The organism is Aminiphilus sp. (assembly GCF_029975095.1).
Lineage (GTDB): Bacteria > Synergistota > Synergistia > Synergistales > Aminiphilaceae > Aminiphilus.
In genome coordinates this window covers 1-18,361 of the sequence record NZ_JARKPW010000116.1, presented here as the reverse complement: position 1 = coordinate 18,361, position 18,361 = coordinate 1, and the positions used below count along the sequence as shown (strand labels likewise).

Annotated in this window: 20 protein-coding genes; 19 read left to right on the top strand and 1 reads right to left on the bottom strand. The window is 59.3% G+C overall.

The features are described 5' to 3' along the window. Positions 1-111 precede the first annotated feature (111 nt). From fabK to Q1K49_RS06910, 18 genes are all read left to right on the top strand, one after another. Complete coding sequence (fabK, locus tag Q1K49_RS06995) at positions 112-1,050, top strand: enoyl-[acyl-carrier-protein] reductase FabK (protein WP_300524407.1); 939 nt, start codon at positions 112-114, stop codon at positions 1,048-1,050. A gap of 37 nt (positions 1,051-1,087) precedes the next feature. Next, positions 1,088-2,038 carry an ACP S-malonyltransferase gene (fabD, locus tag Q1K49_RS06990; RefSeq protein WP_300524405.1) on the top strand — a complete coding sequence of 317 codons (951 nt, stop codon included), beginning with the start codon at positions 1,088-1,090 and terminating at the stop codon, positions 2,036-2,038. 1 nt (position 2,039) lies between these two features. After that, entirely contained in the window at positions 2,040-2,813 is a 774-nt protein-coding gene (gene fabG, locus Q1K49_RS06985; protein ID WP_300524402.1) for a 3-oxoacyl-[acyl-carrier-protein] reductase, read from the top strand. A gap of 25 nt (positions 2,814-2,838) precedes the next feature. Continuing rightward, positions 2,839-3,090 (top strand): acyl carrier protein, encoded by a 252-nt coding sequence (acpP, locus tag Q1K49_RS06980; RefSeq protein WP_300524399.1) that lies wholly within the window; start codon positions 2,839-2,841, stop codon positions 3,088-3,090. A 114-nt stretch (positions 3,091-3,204) separates the two neighbouring features. Next, complete coding sequence (gene fabF / locus Q1K49_RS06975; RefSeq protein ID WP_300524397.1) at positions 3,205-4,443, top strand: beta-ketoacyl-ACP synthase II; 1,239 nt, start codon at positions 3,205-3,207, stop codon at positions 4,441-4,443. A 5-nt stretch (positions 4,444-4,448) separates the two neighbouring features. Next, positions 4,449-5,192, top strand: a complete 744-nt coding sequence (gene rnc / locus Q1K49_RS06970; protein ID WP_300524394.1) for a ribonuclease III — start codon at positions 4,449-4,451, stop codon at positions 5,190-5,192. Positions 5,193-5,397: 205 nt separating this feature from the next. Further along, a complete protein-coding gene (locus tag Q1K49_RS06965) occupies positions 5,398-6,699 on the top strand; it encodes a LysM peptidoglycan-binding domain-containing M23 family metallopeptidase (protein ID WP_300524391.1) in 1,302 nt (433 codons plus the stop codon). A gap of 13 nt (positions 6,700-6,712) precedes the next feature. After that, positions 6,713-7,225, top strand: a complete 513-nt coding sequence (locus Q1K49_RS06960; RefSeq protein WP_300524388.1) for a GNAT family N-acetyltransferase — start codon at positions 6,713-6,715, stop codon at positions 7,223-7,225. Positions 7,226-7,255: 30 nt separating this feature from the next. Continuing rightward, complete coding sequence (locus tag Q1K49_RS06955) at positions 7,256-7,876, top strand: V-type ATP synthase subunit D (protein ID WP_300524385.1); 621 nt, start codon at positions 7,256-7,258, stop codon at positions 7,874-7,876. A gap of 118 nt (positions 7,877-7,994) precedes the next feature. Further along, positions 7,995-8,342 (top strand): hypothetical protein, encoded by a 348-nt coding sequence (locus Q1K49_RS06950; protein WP_300524382.1) that lies wholly within the window; start codon positions 7,995-7,997, stop codon positions 8,340-8,342. Next, the gene (locus tag Q1K49_RS06945; RefSeq protein WP_300524380.1) at positions 8,339-9,430 is read left to right on the top strand and encodes a V-type ATPase subunit; all 1,092 of its coding nucleotides are present in this window, start codon (positions 8,339-8,341) and stop codon (positions 9,428-9,430) included. Before Q1K49_RS06950 ends, Q1K49_RS06945 begins: the two co-directional genes overlap by 4 nt. Next, positions 9,418-11,376: a V-type ATPase 116kDa subunit family protein gene (locus tag Q1K49_RS06940; RefSeq protein ID WP_300524377.1), complete on the top strand. Its 1,959-nt coding sequence runs from the start codon at positions 9,418-9,420 to the stop codon at positions 11,374-11,376. Before Q1K49_RS06945 ends, Q1K49_RS06940 begins: the two co-directional genes overlap by 13 nt. A gap of 81 nt (positions 11,377-11,457) precedes the next feature. Beyond that, entirely contained in the window at positions 11,458-11,871 is a 414-nt protein-coding gene (locus tag Q1K49_RS06935; RefSeq protein ID WP_366146051.1) for an ATP synthase subunit C, read from the top strand. Between the two features lie 7 nt (positions 11,872-11,878). Continuing rightward, positions 11,879-12,193 (top strand): V-type ATP synthase subunit F, encoded by a 315-nt coding sequence (locus Q1K49_RS06930; protein WP_300524375.1) that lies wholly within the window; start codon positions 11,879-11,881, stop codon positions 12,191-12,193. Then, the gene (locus Q1K49_RS06925) at positions 12,190-12,801 is read left to right on the top strand and encodes a V-type ATP synthase subunit E (protein ID WP_300524373.1); all 612 of its coding nucleotides are present in this window, start codon (positions 12,190-12,192) and stop codon (positions 12,799-12,801) included. Before Q1K49_RS06930 ends, Q1K49_RS06925 begins: the two co-directional genes overlap by 4 nt. Positions 12,802-12,810: 9 nt before the next feature. Continuing rightward, positions 12,811-14,613: a V-type ATP synthase subunit A gene (locus Q1K49_RS06920; protein ID WP_300524371.1), complete on the top strand. Its 1,803-nt coding sequence runs from the start codon at positions 12,811-12,813 to the stop codon at positions 14,611-14,613. Further along, complete coding sequence (locus Q1K49_RS06915; RefSeq protein ID WP_300524368.1) at positions 14,604-15,980, top strand: V-type ATP synthase subunit B; 1,377 nt, start codon at positions 14,604-14,606, stop codon at positions 15,978-15,980. The genes Q1K49_RS06920 and Q1K49_RS06915 overlap by 10 nt, the downstream gene beginning before the upstream one ends. Positions 15,981-16,050: 70 nt before the next feature. Then, positions 16,051-16,554 carry a hypothetical protein gene (locus tag Q1K49_RS06910; protein WP_300524365.1) on the top strand — a complete coding sequence of 168 codons (504 nt, stop codon included), beginning with the start codon at positions 16,051-16,053 and terminating at the stop codon, positions 16,552-16,554. Between the two features lie 84 nt (positions 16,555-16,638). Here Q1K49_RS06910 and Q1K49_RS06905 read toward each other — a convergent pair whose 3' ends face one another. Further along, a complete protein-coding gene (locus Q1K49_RS06905; protein ID WP_300524362.1) occupies positions 16,639-17,601 on the bottom strand; it encodes a TAXI family TRAP transporter solute-binding subunit in 963 nt (320 codons plus the stop codon). 264 nt (positions 17,602-17,865) lie between these two features. On the opposite strand from Q1K49_RS06905, the gene Q1K49_RS06900 reads away from it, so the two are divergent. After that, a partial coding sequence (locus tag Q1K49_RS06900; RefSeq protein WP_300524360.1) for a HutP family protein occupies positions 17,866-18,361 on the top strand: 496 nt, incomplete at its 3' end.

Below are 18,361 nucleotides of genomic sequence, written 5' to 3'. Positions count from 1 at the left end.
TGAAGCGCTCGACGACTGCCGGATCCGGAAAGGGCAAAAGATGGTCATCAATAGCTTTGGAGCGGGCATGACCTACGGTGCGATTCTCCTGGAAGTGTGAGGTGAAGGGTGATGCGATTCTCCACGAGACTGAACGAGCTGCTTCGTATTGACTATCCCATCCTCCAGGGAGGCATGGCCTGGGTCGCGGATGCCCAGCTTGCGGCTGCGGTGAGCAACGGAGGCGGTCTCGGCATCATTGCCGCGGCGAACGTGCCGCCGGAGATTCTGGACCAGGAACTCGTCAAGATTCGTACGCTCACGGACAAACCCTTTGGACTGAACATCATGCTCCTCTCTCCGACGGCCGAGGACGCATTGCTTCTCGCGGAACGACACAAGGTGCCCGTGGTCACCACCGGAGCAGGCGCTCCCGGGAAAATCATCGACCGCCTGAAGCCGTCGGGAACCGTGGTCATTCCCGTGATCGCCTCGGTGGCGCACGCGAAGAGAGTGGTCAAACAGGGGGCGGACGCTGTGGTCGCGGAAGGCTCGGAATCGGGAGGACACATCGGCGAAACCTCCACCATGTCCCTGGTGCCGCAAGTGGTGGACGCCGTCTCCGTGCCCGTGATTGCCGCGGGAGGTATCGCGGACGGCCGCGGAATCGCTGCCGCATTGGCCCTCGGCGCAGAGGGTGTACAGGTGGGGACTCGTTTTGTCTGTGCCGCCGAGTGCACGGCCCACGAAAACTACAAGGAGATGCTCCTCAAGGCGGGAGACCGGAGCACGACGGTGACAGGGCGTCCCACGGGGCATCCCGTCCGCTGCCTGAAAAACAAACTTTCCCAGGCGTTCGAGGAATTGGAGAGAACCTCCGCCGGCCTGGAGGAGTTTGAGCGCCTCGGGGCGGGGCGTCTGCGCAAGGCCGTCGTGGAGGGTGATGTGGAATGGGGATCCGTCATGGCCGGGCAGGTCGCGGGCCTGGTGAAGGACGTGAAGCCTGCCGGGCAGATCATTGAAGAGATGTTCGAACAGGCTCGTGAGGTTTTGGGGCGTCTGGCTCGTTGATGTTTCGAGGTTCTGAAGGAGAGACGGGAGGTCGATCATGAAATACGCGTTTCTTTTCCCCGGGCAAGGCGCACAGGAGGTCGGCATGGGGAAAACGCTCTTGGAGGAATTTGCCGCGGCACGCCGGGTGTTCGAGGTTGCCGATGGTGCTTTGGGGTTTCCTCTGAGCGACATGATCCTCAACGGGCCGGAAAGCGAACTGCAGAAGACGGAGTTCACGCAGCCCGCCATCATGACCGTGGGGATCGCCCTGCATTCCGTTCTCGTCGAGGAATTGGGTGTTACGCCAGCTCCGATTTGCGCTGCGGGACACAGTCTCGGCGAGTATACCGCACATGTCGCCGCGGGAACGCTCGCCCTTGAGGATGCGGTGCGGCTCGTGCATCTTCGGGGAAAGCTCATGCAGGAAGCGGTGCCTCTCGGTGTGGGTGCCATGGCGGCCATTATGGGCCTTTCCGCGGAGGAAACGGAAGCCGCCTGTCGCGAAATCTCCGATGAGGGCCGGGTCTGTGAGGCCGCGAACTACAACGCACCGAACCAGACGGTGATCTCCGGACACCGGGAAGCGGTGGACGAAGCGGTAAAACGGGCAAAAGAGCGGGGAGCGAAAAAAGCGATTCCCCTCAAAGTGAGCGCTCCGTTCCACTGCTCTTTGATGAAACCTATGGCGCGTATGCTCCAGAGCGCGTTCAAGGAAGTTTCCTGGCATCGCCCTTCCTGTCCCATCGTGGCGAATGTGAACGCTGAACCTGTGGAGGAGCTGCACGCCGTAAGGGATGCACTGTATCGGCAGACCTTCAACCCCGTGAGATGGGTCGCATCGATTCATACGATGGAACGCCTCGGTGTGGAAACCTTTATTGAATTCGGTCCGGGGAATGTGCTTTCAGGTCTCGTCAAGCGGACCCTTGAAAACGCGACCACTTTGAATGTGCGGGATTCCGGCGAGTGTCGCGCCCTCGCCGAACTTCTGAAGGGAGGGCGATGACGTGGAAAAACGGCCGGAATCGTCTTCTTCCGAAGCGTCTCCGAAGGTTGTTCTCGTCACGGGAGGTGCCCGTGGGATAGGTAGGGCGATTTCCCTGGAGATGGCTCGTCGTGGATTTTCCGTGGCGGTCAACTACAATGCCTCCGCAGGGCCTGCGGAGGAGCTTGTCCGAAACGCCGGCGAGATGGGAGTGCGCATTGCCGCCTACCAGGCGAACGTCACCGACGCGGCGCAGGCAAAAAAACTCTTCGCGGAGATCAAGGCTGATCTGGGCCCCGTGGACATTCTCGTGAACAACGCGGGCATTACCAGGGACACGCTTCTGTTGCGCATGAAGGACGACGACTGGGATGCGGTTCTCGAGACGAACCTTCGCTCCGTCTTCCTGTGCACCCGCGAAGCCCTTCGGGATATGAGCAGAAACCGTTGGGGGAGGATCATCTCCATCAGTTCCGTCATCGGGCTCGTCGGCAACATTGGACAGGCGAATTATGCCGCCTCCAAGGCGGCGATTCTGGGTTTCACGAAAAGCGTCGCCCGGGAATACGGGGGAAGAAACATCACGGTGAACGCCGTGGCTCCCGGATTCATCGGGACGGATATGACCGCGTCCCTGGGGGAGGACCTCAAGCGGGAAATGCTGCAGCGTATTCCCCTCGGAAGGGCGGGAACGCCGGAGGATGTGGCGAGAGTGGTGGCGTTTCTCGCCTCCGAGGATGCCGCGTACGTCACCGGACAGGTCATTGCCGTTGACGGCGGAATGACCATGTGCTGAGATGGTAGAAAAGGAGGTGAACGAGATGAACATGGAGGAAGTCAGAACCCGTCTCAAGGAAATCGTCGTAGATCGCCTGGATTGTGAAGAAGGGCAGATTACTCCCGAGGCCTCTTTTGTGGAGGATCTTGGTGCGGATTCTCTCGATATCGTCGAGCTGATCATGGGTATCGAAGAAGAGTTCGATATCGAAATCCCCGACGAGGACGCAGAAAAGCTCACCAATGTCGGTGAGGCGATGGAGTACATCAAGAACAAGCTCGGAGTCGAGGAATAGAGAGAAGCAATCCCCCCGAGAGATCCGTACGATGTGCCGCTCTCTCGGGGGGACTTTGGCGGATGTACGAACATAGAGCATTCTGAAAACAGGAATGCGAAGGAGTGACTCGGATTGAGGAGAGTCGTTGTCACCGGTTTGGGTGTAGTGAGTCCTATCGGACACGGGCGAGAAAACTACTGGCGGGCTCTCTGCGAGGGGAGGAGCGGCGTCGGTCCCATCACGCTGTTCAATAGGGAGAATTTTCCCGTGCGCATTGCGGCGGAGGTCAAGGAATACAATCCCGAGCTCTATATGGAGCGCAAGGAGATCCGGAGAACGGACCGGGTCATTCAGTTCGCCGTCGGAGCGGCGGAAATGGCCATCAACGATGCGCGCCTCGACGTGAAGAGTCTGGATCCTTATAAATTCGGCGTCTATGTGGGGAGTGCCGAGGGCGGCATCACCACTACCAACGAGGGATACAAGGATCTCACTGAAAAAGGTCCTTCCAGGGTGAGTCCCTTTTTCATTCCCATGATGATCAGCAACATGCCCGCGGCATATGTGGCTATCCGCTACGGTGCCAAGGGTCCCAACATTTGTGTCGTCACGGCGTGCGCCACGGCGAACAACACCGTTGCCGAGGCCTATCATGCCATGCGTCGGGGCGAGGCGGACGTCATTCTCGCCGGCGGCGCTGAGGCGGGGATCACACCCATCTGCGTCGCGGGCTTCGCCGCCATCAAGGCCCTCTCCACGAAGAACGACGACCCCGAACACGCGTCGAGGCCCTTCGACGTACAGCGGGACGGGTTCGTCCTCGGGGAGGGCGCGGGAGTTCTCGTGCTGGAAGAACTCGAACACGCCAAGGCACGGAATGCCACCATCCTGGCGGAGATCGTCGGCGTGGGGGCATCCTGCGACGCCTATCACATCACGGCGCCGAGTCCGGACGGAGAGGGAGCCATAAGGGCCATGCAGCTCGCTCTCGAAAGCGCCGGATGGTCGCCGGAACAGGTGGATCTCATCAATGCCCACGGCACGTCCACACCCTTGAACGACAGGACCGAGGCATTGGCTATCTCCCGAGTTTTCGGGGAGAGAAACGAAAACGTTCTCGTCAACTCCACGAAGTCCATGGTCGGGCACGGCCTGGGCGCTGCAGGGGCTCTTGAGGCCATTGCGGGCATCCAGTCCCTCGTCGAGGGGATCGTGCATCCCACGGTCAACCTGGAGGAACAGGATCCGGAGTGCCCTGTCCACGTCGTCGGCAAAAATGCCGTGCGAAAGGACGTGAAGCGCTTCCTCTCCAACAGTTTCGGCTTTGGCGGCCACAACTGCGTGCTCGCCTTCTCCCGCTACATGGACTAAAACGAATGTACGCCGACGGAACCCGTGACGACTGGTGGCTGAGAGGGCTCGATGCCTTTCAGGACCAGCTTGGCCACCGTTTCCGGAAGACAGAACTTCTTGTGGAGGCGCTTACACATGCCTCTTTCGCCCATGAGGCAGGGGTGGCTTTCTGGAACGAGCGGCTTGAATATCTTGGGGATGCGGTGCTTGAATTGACCGTTTCCGAGATTTTGTACGACGAGTTCCCCCGGTGGAACGAGGGAGAACTCACGAAGGAGCGCGCTCGGATCGTCTGTGAAAGGACCCTTGCCCAATGGGGGATGAAGATGCGGATTCCTCACCTCCTTCGGCTCGGGAGAGGGTTGCAGCGCCAGGGGGGGAGGGAGAATCCCTCTATCTGTGCGGATGCTTCGGAGGCGGTCTTCGGCGCCGTCTTCCTCGACGGGGAATACGCGGCGGCACAACAGGTGATCCGGCGGTTTCTCGTCGTTCTACGAACACTGGAAGTCGAGGAGACCATCGATCCCAAATCGAAACTCCAAATCCTTTTCGCGGAACGTCGCGTCACGGATTACGGCTACCATCTCCTCGGCATGTCAGGGCCGGAACATGCCCCCCTTTTCGAGGTGGAAGTACGTGCCGGAGGGATGTCCTTCGGAAAGGGACAGGGTGCATCAAGAAGGGACGCGGAATGGAACGCTGCGCGGAACACACTGCGGATGCTTCTCCGGCGTTCGCCCCAGGGGCCGTATTCGAGCGTGAAATGAAACGAGCGAAAAACACCTTGTTTTTGAAAGGGCAAAGGAAAGGACACGGCATATCCGGTCCTTTCCTTTGCCCTTTTTCGTCGTCCTCGCGTTTTTTCCCGAGACATGAATCTTGCTCGTTCCGCTCCGCACCGTAGAGGATTCCGGGGGAGGACGACCTTGAAGAAACAGCAGGGCAATCCATGCTTTTGAAAGGAGTACGACCGTGCAAAAGTCCGTCGTGATGCGTCGGCTAAGCGGATGCGTGGGTACTGTGGTGAGTGTATTTTTCGCGGCGACACTCCTCTGGGCCGGAGAATTGCCCTGGATGGAGCACCGGGTTCGCGCCGGAGAGACTCCGGAGAGCATTGCCGGACAGTACGGCTTGGAAGCGGCGGAACTCCTGGCGGCGAACGAACTGGACGAGACCGTGTCCGCTCTCGATGAAGGAATGCTTCTGCTTGTTCCCCGGAACCGCTCCCTGCTTGTGGCAACCCTTGTGGAAGTGCAGCGGAGAAAACTTTTTTCCGAGAAGCTCCCCGGAAACGAGGGAAACGCCGTCGCGCCCGCAACGGACGGAGGACAGGCTTCGACGGCGTTTCCCGGTGCCGTGGCGGGAAGTGCGGTCGGCGCCGGTATGGGTGTGGACGTGGAGGAACCGATACGAGTAGAATCCGCAGAGGAGGAACCACGTTCCACGTCCGGGGATGGCACGTCGGAGTCGTTTCCTTCGCGGGAAGACACTGAGGCAGTGAGCATTCCTCTCGATCAGGGTGTACAATCTCATGGCTCGCGACGGTGGCGGGAGCATGTCGTTGTACGAGGAGAAACGCTCTATGCCCTTTCGAGACGCTATGGCGTTTCGGTGGAAAAAATCGCCTCACTGAACGCTCTGGTTGCCGAGGCCCCGTTGGCCGTGGGCATGACCCTGAGAATCCCCCCGGGAGAAGATCTGGTGATTTCGGTGGATTTTCAGAATGCGGCGGCTTTGTCCCTGGAAACGCCGCCGGTGGCGACGGAAATTCCGCTCTCCGAGACCCCGGCAAAGAGAGAGGCCGAAGGCGGCGAGGAGACGCTCGGTTCGGTTCGCGTGGAAATCTCTTCCGGGATGGCAGCTCCGACAGGCTCGCCTGCGGTGCAACCTCTGTCCTGGCCTGCAATAGGGCGTGTGGTACGCACGTTCGAAGCGGGGCTCCTCGACGCAGGGGCGGAAGCCTCCAGTTCGGGCATTGCCATCGCGTTCTCCGAAGGGAACGACGTGCATGCCGCCGCCGAAGGCAAGGTGCTTCAGGCGGGATGGATGAAAGGGTTCGGTAATACGGTGTTTCTGGCTCACGCGGCAGGCTTGACGACGTTTTACGGCAATCTGGACGTGCTCTACTGCAGGCCGGGTGAGTTCGTGACGAAGGGGCAGCGCATCGGAACCGCGGCGCGAGGCGAGAAAACGCAGGAGCGGGTTCTGTTTTTTCATGTTCTGAAAGGCGGAAAATCCGTCGATCCCTTGGCCTATCTTCCGACGGTACCATGAGGAGGCGACATGCATGATCGAATTGCAGACCGAACGCTTGCGTCTGGTGGCCCTTGATGGAGAACATCTCCGGTTGTTGCTCGAAAACCCGGAAGACCTCTGTCGACGTTTGGGAGTCGCGTCGAACCGGGTGGAGGCGAGCGAGGAACTGCGGCTTGCCCGGGAGGAGATGTACGCCGGAACGATGCGTTGTCCCGAAGGATATTACTGGTACACGGAATGGCAGGTCATCTACAAGGAGGAGAACAGCATCGTCGGGAGCTTCTGTTTCAAGGGAGCGCCGAACGAGTCGGGTGAGGTCGAGGTCGGCTACGGTACGGCGACCCCGTATCGCAGCAAGGGATTCATGACCGAGGCAATGCGGGTGGTGGCGACCTGGGTGTTCAAGAACGGGGGCGTGACGGCGCTCATCGCGGAGACACCGAAGGACAACGTCCCTTCCCACAGGGTGTTGCAGAAAATCGGCATGGAAATCGTCCGGGAAAGCCCCACCTCCTTCTGGTGGCGCCTCCGGCGACGTTCCTGACCTTTCGGTGACGCTTCTTTTCGCGGTCCCATGAGAGAGAAACTGCCACCCACCAGAGGGAGCATGATGAAGGCTTTTCGTGCCCTGAAACTCGCGGAAAAGGGGCACGATCTGCTTGAGCAGAAGCGACAGGTTCTCATGATGGAACTCGTCCGCCACATTGATGAGGCCAGGGAACTCCAGAGCAAGGTCGCGGAGGTCTTTGACGGTGCGTACAAAGCATTGCAGAAGGCCAACATCACGCTGGGCATCGAGACGGTGGAGGAAATCGCCCTGGCCATTCCCGAGGAAAAGGGATTCATCGTCCGTCTTCGTTCCGTCATGGGAGTGGAAATTCCCGAGATTGATCCGATGGACGGCGCGCCGAGGCCCTGTTATTCCTTTTGGGACACCTCGGCAAGCATGGACCGGGCATTCGTGGAGTTCCGCAAAGTGCTCGCCCTTCTTGCCCGCCTGGCCGAAATAGAGAATGGCGTGTATCGCCTGGCCGTGCAGATCAGAAAGACCCACCGGCGCGTCAACGCACTGGAAAAGATGGTCATACCCGGATATGGCGAGAGTATCGCGGTCATTTCGAACGCGCTCGAAGAAAGCGACCGGGAGGACTTCGTCCGCATGAAAATGGCCAAACGTTCCGAAAACGCAGACTAGAAGCGCTCCGAAAGAGAGTTGTTTCGCGGGGGTTTTTCATTGCCGTTTTTTCCCATTCGGGGGGCAACCCAACGAAATTACCTGGTCCGGACACGAACGTCGGGGAGGTGAGTCGATATTGAGCGCGTTGCAGGAAGTGCTTGCTGTTCTTTTGGGAGCGGAGAGCGAAGCGAACCACCTCATCGAGGAAGGACGTGACGAAGCGGACCGTATTTCCAAGAGCATCCGGGAGGAATTTTCCCAGGAACGGGAACATCGCCTCCGAGCAGCCAGGGAGCAGGCCAAGGCCATCGTCGAGTCCGCCCGAAGCAGTGCCGATGTGGAATCCGCGCAGATTCTCTCGATGGCGCAACAGGAGGCGGCAGCATTGACCAGGCGTTTCGAGGAGAACGGCAGAGGTGTCGTCAAAACCCTTGCTGCGGAGATCGCCTCCCAATATCTGGCGAGGGGAGGGGAGGCCGGTTGACGGGTTTTCTTTCCCTGGGAGAGCGGACTGCCGTAGGGGCCAAGGTACATGTCTTTTTCGGAAGATTACTGACCGACGAGTCCTATTGGAGACTTCTTCACTGTGATACGATACAGGAAATTGTGGAGTATCTCAAATCGCTTCCTGGATTCGCTCCGCATCTCCTCTCCGTTTCTCCGGAGATCCACAGGGCGGAGCTGGAGGACGTCCTTGAGATGCTTCCCCTGCGGGAGACTCTGACTTTTTTCGGCTATCTCACGGGTGAGCAGCGGGCGTACGTGCGTTGCTGGATTGATCTCTACGAGGCGGATCTTCTCAAGAGAGCCATGCGTTCCCTCTTCTCCAGGAAACAGGATCGGGAACAGTTGCGTCAACGCTTCGCCCTGATTCCGAAGCCGTCTTTTTCGAGTGAGGCGCTTTTGTCCTCCGGAAGCTACGAGGAATTTCTGGAGGCTCTCTCGGGGAGCGGCTATTACAGAGTGTTGCGGGAACCTCTGACCAAGCTCGCCGGCGAGGGCGGTTCCCTTTTCAGTGCGGAAACGGCGGTGGATCTCCATGTTTTGTCCGCCCTTTTCCGCGCCGCAGGAAAAGTGGACCCTCGCAACGGGACGGGCGTTCTTTCCCTCGTGGGAACCATGGTGGACCTGTTGAACGTGTCGTGGCTGCATCGATCCGCCCGTTTTTTCGACATGCATTTCGAGGAGATGCTGAACCGTCTGCTTCCCGTGCGCCATCGACTCGGCTTGCCTTTTTTGCGAAAGCTCTCCCGTGCCGAGAACCCGGAGGCGTTTTGGGACCTTCTGCGGCACTCCTGTTATGGCGGAGCGCTCGGAGAATCGCTCCCCAAGGAAGATTTCGAGCTGGAAACTAGAATGAAGCAACATCTTTGGCGGCAGGCGAAACAGCTTTTCCGGAGAAGCGGCATCGGTTTTCATTCCCTTGTGGCCTATCTTTTTCTCCGGAGGTACGAGATTCAGGATCTCAAGACGATCATTGAGGACGTACGGTACGACTTCGACAGGCGAGGAGCACTGCTCTTCATGGTGCGTCCGATCGTCCCGGGAGGTGAACGCGCGTGGCGGTGGTGAAAATGCTGGCCCTCACTCTGGCCGGTCCGAAAGAGGAGACGGAAGTCGTCGCCAGGCAGATGGTGCTCCGGGGTGGTTTTCAGCCGATTCCTCTCGATCTGCTTGTGTCCGATCGCAAGATGCGAGCCCGGGTGGGTACGCCCACGGACAATCCCTACGACACGCTGCTGACGAAAGTTGCCTCGGTGTGGCATGCTGCGGGGGAGACGTTGCCGGAACCTTCACCTATCCTGTCGGACCGTTCCTTCACCTTGGAAAAGGCTTGCTGCATGGTGGAGGCCGCCGTGAGAAAGCTGGATCTTTGGGAGCGAAGAAAGCGGGAACTGGTGGAATCTGTGGAGGAACTGGAAGCCGCAAAAGTACTTCTGGACACGCTCCATGCGGTGTCGCATTCCCTGGAGGATCTCGCGATGATGCGGCACATGGCGGTTTTTTTCGGAAGAATCTCCGAGGAGAACGGAAAACGTCTTCTGGAGACCTCCGAGGATGTTCCGTTCCTGCCCATTCCCCTCAGAGTGCAGGGAGGCGACATGTGGGTTCTCTGTTTCGCCATTCCAGGCTATCGCGATGGGGCGGCGAAACTTCTCGAATCCGTCAATTTCAAGGTTTTTCCCCTGGCGCAAATGATCGAGAGGCTCCGTTCCGCCGAGGGAAATCGTGTGGACCGGCTCATCGCGAACAGGAGAAGAGCCGTCGGAGGACTGGAGAAAGCCGCACGGAATTTCCTTTTCGATCACCGGCAGGAACTCGTCGCTCTTTTCAACCAGATCTACACGATGCAGCGCGTGTACGATCTCTGCAAAGGGCGGGGTGAGATCGGGGACATGTATCTCCTCTCGGGATGGATTCCCGAGGACATCCGGGAGGAGGTGCTCTCGGTCATCGCCGCGGAGGCACCGAAAACGGCGGTCTTCGTGGAGGAGACGGCGCACTCGCTCGCCTCCGGTTTTCGTGTGCCCACACTTCTGCGGAATCTTCCCTTCGTGCGCTCCTTCCAGGAGATCGTGGCCATCTACAGCCTGCCCTCCTACGGAGAAATGGATCCATCCTTTCTCGTGGCGCTGAGTTTCTGCGCCATGTTCGGCTTCATGTTCGGAGACGTGGGGCATGGCCTGCTCCTGGCTCTGGGCGGGCACTTTCTCATGAAGCGGCGTGCGGTGACGAAAGCGATCGGGGCCGTCATCAAAACGGCCGGGGCGTCCTCGGTTCTCTTCGGTTTTCTCTATGGCAGTGTTTTTGGTATGGAGGGCATTCTTCCACCGCTCTGGTTCTCTCCGATGGAGCACATGGACAGGCTGCTCAAGCTTTCTCTAGGCGCAGGTGTCGGTTTCGTCACTCTCGGAATGCTCCTCAACATGGTGGCCCGCTACCGAGAGGGGGATTTCGGCAGGCTGCTCTTCGACGGTCAGGGCCTTGCCGGATTGGTCTTCTACTGGTCGGCGGCGCTCATGGCCTTCAGCGCGTTTTCCGGAACCCCTCTGCCCTTTCCGAAGTGGATCGGGGGAACGCTTCTGCTCGTCCTGCTTTTCGTGATTTTCCTGCGGGACGTTCTCGCAAGGACGTTGCTGAAGCGACGGAGTACCGAGGTGGAAGAATCCCCGGTGGTGCACGTCTTCGAGGTACTTCACGGCCTGCTCTCCTTTTTGAGCAATACGGCGTCCTTCGTTCGACTCGCCGCGTTTGCACTGAACCACGTGGGGCTTTCCCTTGCGGTCTTCATGCTTGCGGACATGGTGCACAACGTCCCGGGAGGACCGATCCTCAAAGTGCTCCTCCTCTTCCTGGGCAATCTTCTCATCGTCGGTCTCGAGGGACTCATCGTCTTCATCCAGACGCTTCGACTCGAGTACTACGAGTTCTTCAGCAAGTTTTACCGGGGCGGAGGAAGCCCTTTCCGGCCCGTGGGGTGGACGGGAAGGGATCTGTCGCGCTCGAAGGCGAGGTAGACGGTTTCCCACTCGTCGAAGGACCGGGAGTATCTTTTTTCATCGAGACGATTTTGAAAGGAGACATGCTTCGTGAACATCATGGGCTTGTTGTTGGCGGGTTCGGGAATTGCGCTTCTGCTGGTGGCGGGAGGTTTTCTGAGAAAGAGACGGGTTGCCGATCCGAAACGTGTCCTTCTCGGTTGTCTTGCCTTTTCTCTTGCGCTGCTCCTTTCAGGGTCCCTTCTTGCCATTGGTGCCGGGGCCGCTACGGAAGCGGGAGAACCCGGCGCCGTGCAGGCCGCCTCGGGATGGGCCTTCCTCGGAGCGAGCCTCGCGACGGGAATGGCCTGCATCGGTGCCGGTATTGCCGTTGCGGTGGTGGGAGCGGCAGCCCTCGGCGTCGTGGGGGAGAAACCGGAACTGTTGGGATCGACACTCATCTACCTCGGCCTCGCCGAAGGAATCGCCATTTACGGAGTCATCGTCTCTCTGTTGATCCTCGGAAAGGTGTAAGGGTTCCATGCGTGCGTTTCTCGTGAGCGACAACCACGATTCGCTGGTGGGAATGCGCATTGCCGGTATTGAGGGAGTACTGGTCCGCAGCGGTGACGAGACGAGGCGGATCGTTCGGGACCTCATCGAGAAGGACAGAGATCTGGGCATTCTCGTTTTTACCGAAAAAGCCGCCGCTGCGGTGCCGGACCTGATGAAACAGCTTCGGGAACATGGAGGCCTTCCCCTGATTGTGGAAATCCCCGATCGCCATGGTTTTGACCGGGGAGCGGATTTCCTGACGCGATATGTCAAGGACGCCATAGGAGTGAGGATGGAATGACCGATCTGCAGGCGGACAAACTTACGGGTCTTCGAGACCACATCGTGGAGAGGGCGCATATGGAAAGCCACTCTCTTCTTGAAACCGTGAAGAAGGATGTCGCGACATGGCACTCTCGGGAAGCGGAGAAGCTCGACACCGAGGTGGATCTCCTGCTGCGGGACGCACGCTCCCGTGCGGAGGAGATCCGGAGGCGGCAGATCGCCGCTGCGGAGCGCGAGCGGGTTCGGGAGCGGCTTCGGGTTCAGAATCGTCTTCTCCAGGATGCCCAGGGCATGCTTGAGGAGGAACTGGTCTCCCTGCGAGAGCGGGAGGATTATGACGGCATTCTCCTTGGGCTTTTGAAGGAAACGCTGGAACATCTCGGCACCGGGGGCGCCTTCCGTTTCCGCTTGGCTCCGGCGGATGGAATGTACGGGAGAGAACTGGAGAAGGCCGTTGCGGCCGTCGAAGGCGTCACGGTTTCCTTCGATCCCGAGCCCGCCCCGATTTCGGGAGGAATTTCCCTGACTTCCGAGGACGGCAAGATTCATGTTCTCGCGGACTGGCACGTCAAAGCGCAGGAGATGACTGAGACCCTGGCGCAGCGCCTGCTGCCGCTCCTGTAGGGAGGTACCGTGGAGGCCATTATGGAACGTAGGGGATGTATCACGTCGGTCAACGGCCCCGTGGTTCGGGGAAAGGGCATGCGAAATTTCGCCATGCGCGAGATGGTTCGCGTCGGCGAGGGAGGATTCATCGGAGAAATCATCCGCATGGACGATGACGAAGCAGTCATTCAGGTCTACGAGGACACCCAGGGAGTGCGCCTTGGGGAACCCGTCACGGGAACGGGGGAATCACTTTCCGTCTCCCTGGGGCCTGGATTGATCGGGCAAATTTTTGACGGCATCGCCCGGCCGCTCCGCACCCTTCTCGATCGAGAGGGACTTTATCTCGGCAGAGGACTTTCGATTCCACAGGTGGACCCGGCGCTTTCCTGGGATTTCGCTCCGCGGGCACGCGTGGGGGATTTCGCATTTCCGGGAATGCTTCTCGGCGTCATTCAGGAAACTCCTCTTTTCGAGCATCGTGTCATGGTTCCTCCGGGAATCGAAGGGACCTTCTCCTGGATCGCGCCGGAGGGCCTGTGCCGCGTCGATTCCGTGGTGGCAAGGGTCAGATCTCCCCTCGGGCGGGAGCGGGATATTCCCCTGCTGCAGCGTTGGGCTGTGCGGACTCCCAGACCCGTGCGCTCCCGCCTTTTGCCGCGGGAACCCCTTGTGACGGGGCAGCGCGTCATCGACGGTCTCTTCCCTCTGGCAAAGGGCGGTGTGGCGTGCATTCCCGGCGGATTCGGCACGGGAAAAACGGTGACCCAGCACCAGCTTGCCAAATGGTGCGAGGCGAAAGTCGTGGTCTACATCGGCTGCGGAGAACGGGGCAACGAGATGACCGACGTGCTGGAGGAGTTCCCAAAGCTTGAGGATCCGCGGTCCGGAAGGCCTCTCATGGAAAGGACGATTCTCATCGCCAACACGTCCAACATGCCCGTCGCGGCCCGGGAAGCCTCCATCTACACGGGTATCACCATGGCGGAGTACTTTCGGGACATGGGGTACGACGTGGCTCTCATGGCGGATTCCACGTCGAGGTGGGCCGAGGCGCTCCGCGAGATTTCAGGGAGGCTGGAGGAGATTCCCGCGGAGGAGGGATTTCCCGCGTACCTTCCCACCCGACTCGCCGAGTTCTACGAACGGGCGGGAAGTGTCGAAACCATGGGAGGCGAGAAGGGAAGCATCTCCATCATCGGTGCCGTTTCGCCGCCGGGAGGAGATTTCACCGAACCCGTGACCCGACACACGAAGCGTTTCATCCGTTGCTTCTGGGCACTCGACAAACGTCTCGCCAATGCACGTCACTTCCCCGCCATCGGATGGCTCGAATCCTACAGCGAATACGCGGAGGACGTGGAGGAGTGGTTCTCCGTCCATGTGGATTCCAGGTGGGGAGCCTGTCGTGAGGAGGCCCGCAGACTTCTCGCGGAGGAGGAGAAAATTCAGCAGGTCATTCGTCTTGTCGGAGAGGATGTCCTTCCCGATGACCAGAAGCTCATCGCCTTCACGGCGTTCCTCTTGAAAAACGGCTACTTGCAGCAGAGTGCCTTCGGGACGGATTCCTACTACCCTCCCGAGAACGGCTTTGCATTGCTCGACCTGATTCTTCATTTTCACGAGAAAGCTTCGGAGCTTGTACGGCGCGGTGTTCCCCTCTCGTTGTTCCGTGATCTCGAAGAAGTGGTGCAGTTGACACATCTTCGAGAAGTTCCCCTGGAAAAAATCGGGAGCTTCGACGAAATCCGAAACAAGCTGGATCGGCAACTCGAAAAGGTCGGGGCCGAGCGCGTGGCCACCAGTGGAGGCATACCGTCATGGCGCTGAGAGAATATGTGGGGTTGAAAAAGATTCAGGGACCCTTCGTGCTCGTCGAAAGTGTTCCCGGAGTGGGGTACGGTGAGCTCGTGACCATCATCGTCCCCTCCGGCAGGGAGCGGTTGGGGCGTGTGGTTCTTCTCGATGAACGGGCGACCTTGGTTCAGGTTTTTTCCGGCACGGACGAACTCGTCCCCGAATCCACCCGTTCCCGTTTTCTCGGGAAAGGATTGAGTCTCACCCTGGCGCCATCCATTCTCGGGCGCACTTTTTCCGGACTCGGGGAACCCCGGGACGACTGTGGTCCCGTCTATGGGGGCGTGTCCAGGGACGTGAACGGCCTTCCGCTGAACCCCATGGCGCGCCGGTATCCCAGGGATTTCATCCACACAGGAATCTCCGCCATCGACACGCTGACCACACTGATCCGGGGACAGAAGCTTCCCATTTTTTCCGGAAACGGCCTGCCGCACAATCAGCTTGCCGTGCAGATCGCCGTGCAATCGCGCCTCGTCGGCGCCGAGAACTTCGCCGTCGTGTTCGCGGGAATCGGCATCAAACACGATGACGCCGCTTTTTTTGTTCGTGAACTCGTGGAAAAGGGAAAGACGAACAACCTCGTGATGTTTCTCAACCTCGCCGACGACCCTGTGATCGAGCGAATCGCCACGCCACGGATGGCACTTTCCGCAGCGGAATACCTCGCCTTCGACCTGGGCATGCATGTCCTGGTCATCCTCACGGACATGACGAACTACTGTGAGGCTCTGCGCGAACTGGGCGTGGCCCGGGGGGAGGTCCCGAGCAGGAAGGGCTATCCCGCGTACATGTACAGCGATCTCGCGTCCCTTTACGAACGGGCGGGTGTTCTTCGCGACGCCCAGGGAAGTCTCACGCAACTTCCCATCCTCTCCATGCCCAATGACGACATCACCCATCCCATTCCGGACCTGACGGGATTCATCACCGAGGGGCAGATCGTGCTCTCCCGGGAACTGGATGCACAATCCGTCTATCCTCCCATCGATGTACTCACGAGTCTTTCCCGACTCATGAAGGACGGCATCGGGAAAAACTATACCAGGGACGATCACCCGAATCTGGCAAGCCAGCTTTTCGCTTCCTACAGCCGGGTTCAGGAAGTCCGCGCTCTCGCCGGGGTCGTCGGAGCCGACGAATTGGGGAAGATCGACAAGTCTTACGTGGAGTTCGGCGAGGCTTTCGAAAAACGTTTTCTCGCCCAGGGAAAGGACGAAGACCGCGACATCGGACAATCCCTGGATCTCGCATGGGAACTTCTGCACGTGTTGCCCCGGTCGGAGCTGACCAGGGTCTCCCTCGAACAGATCAGTGCTCACAGAAAACGGGGTGGATGAACTGTGCTCTCTTCAATCCTCGGTAAAGCACGATTTTGTGCTACACTATGTTCCTAGGGAGGTGATGAACATGCGCATCGATTCTGTGGATGTCACTTCTTCCAAGGAGACGGAACGGAAAGGGACCGCCTCGGATCGGGCACAGGTCGCCGAAGACCTGCGGCGGGCTCTTGAGAAGACCCAGAACGCCGTGGCGGAGGAACGGGAGAACATCATGACCCGCCATCACGAGACCGTCCGCAAAGGACAGGAGGCCAATCAGAAAAAGCGCCTGGAAGCGGAGCGGAAAAAGGAGCAGTTCAAGGATGCCCGGGCGAGGACGGAACGCTTCGAAGAGCAGCGAGAAGCCGCAGCACGTGAGAAGGAATCCCTGGTTTCCGGTCGAAAGGCGGCGTTGGAACGCTCCCGTGGCATTGCCCTTGATGCGGAACGACGAACCCTTCCGAGAGGCGAAGAACGAGAGAGTGCGGTTCCTCTGCGACAGGAGCGGGACGAGATCGAACGGAGCAGAGCGGAACTGGAGGCGGAGGCGAATCGCCTGGACCGCCTGCGCCGGAAACAATGGCTCGGGTGAGGTGCATAAACGAAAAAAAGCGACGGGGATATCCCCGCCGCTTTTTTCGTTCTGTTTTTGACTGCGCAAAACAAAAAGCAGGCTCTACTTGATCTCCGGAATGGCGATACCCTTTTCCTTGTAGTATTTCGCCGCACCGGGGTGCAGAGGAACGGAGAGGCCGTCCAGAGCGGTTTCGAGAGTGATGAGTTTCGCCTTCGCATGCACGGCGTCGAGGTCACGCACGTTCTCCCAGAGCGTCTTCGTGAAGGAGTAGACCAGGTCCTCGCTCAGATCCTCCCGGCAGACGAGCATGGCGACCACGGCGGGTGTCATGGTGTCGTGGTCCACGCCGGCATAAGTTCCCGCCGGAATGACGTCCTTCTTGAAGAAGGGATATTTCTCGCGCAGTGCCTTGATGTAGTCCTCGCTGAAGCTGACGAGGTCGATGGGAGTCGTGGTGGCCAGGTCCATGACGGAGGAGGTGGGGAATCCCGCCACGACGAATCCGGCGTCGAGCTGGTCGTCCTTGAAACGCTGGGTCGTGTTGGCGAAGTCGAGAAAATCGACCTTCATGTCGTCGTATTTCAGCCCCGCCACGTCGAACATGGCCCGCACGTCACCTTCGACGCCCGATCCGGGAGCGCCGACGGAAACACGTTTCCCTTTGAGATCCATGATGTCCTTCACGGGGTTCTTCTTCAGAGTGATGAAATGAATGTGCTCGGGATAGAGGCAGCCGATGCCGCGGATATTCTGGAAGGGCTCCTTGAACATCATTTCGCCCTTCCAGGCCCAGTAGGCCAGATCGTTCTGTGCGAAGGCGATTTCAATCTGGTTCGTTCCGATGAGGTTGAGGTTCGCCGCGGAGGCGTTTCCCGTCTCGGAGGTTACCTGAAGCTCGGGGACGTTGCGGTTGATGATGTCCGCAATACCGCCGCCGAGCGGGTAGTAGGTTCCCGTGGTGCCTCCGGTCGCGATGGAGAGAAACTCTTTGGCGAAGGCCATACCGGAGAGAGCCGCCGTAAGCATCACTGCGAGAAGTACAAGAAATCCGAACTTGCGCATGAAACAATCTCCTCCCCTCTTCTGTGTACCCGACAATGGTTCCCTTCTCCACGAGGCTGATCCGCTCAGCCGTTGTTTCGCCGGGACCCCCACCTCCTTTCGATCTTCAAGAAAAGTATAGAATGGCGATGGCGTTCGATCAAGTCGCGCAATTCGATTCGGTCTGCAATGTGCAAAACGATGTGCCCTTTCGAGCGTTTTGGGATATATAATGCAATGGATGCGGTGCGTCCACTCGATCTCGCACTGCGAAAGCCAGATCGAATGGAAGGGCGTGAAGATGTGGAGAATCAGTCGGTTCAGGCAAAAGAGATGGAGCGCGACGGCCGGATGCTGCGACTCGATCTGAGCTTCACCATAACCGATGAAAGTCAGGCAGGGCGGGCAGCGCTACTTTTGGCGGCCACCACATCGCCTGTAGAGGAAACGCGGCTTCGGGAACAATTACAGCAGTGGGGCTGGCGGGCCGTCGCCACCGAAGTGGGAGGCCTGGCGGGCGATCTGCCGCAGAAGATTACCCGGGCTGTCGTCGGTGCTGCTCTCAATGCGAACGTGGTGGAAAAGCGGAGCGGTGAGATGCACGCGCTCATGCATGCGGCCCTTGAGGCGATGAACGGGTTCATGTCCACGAGCATGCTCGAGGCGAGCATCGGAGCGAAGATCGCCATCGTTCGGAACGCCGCCTGGCTCGCGGTGGCCGTGATGGGGGATTCAGCGTATCATGCCGTGGCCCACCACGAACGATGCGGTTTGGGAATCA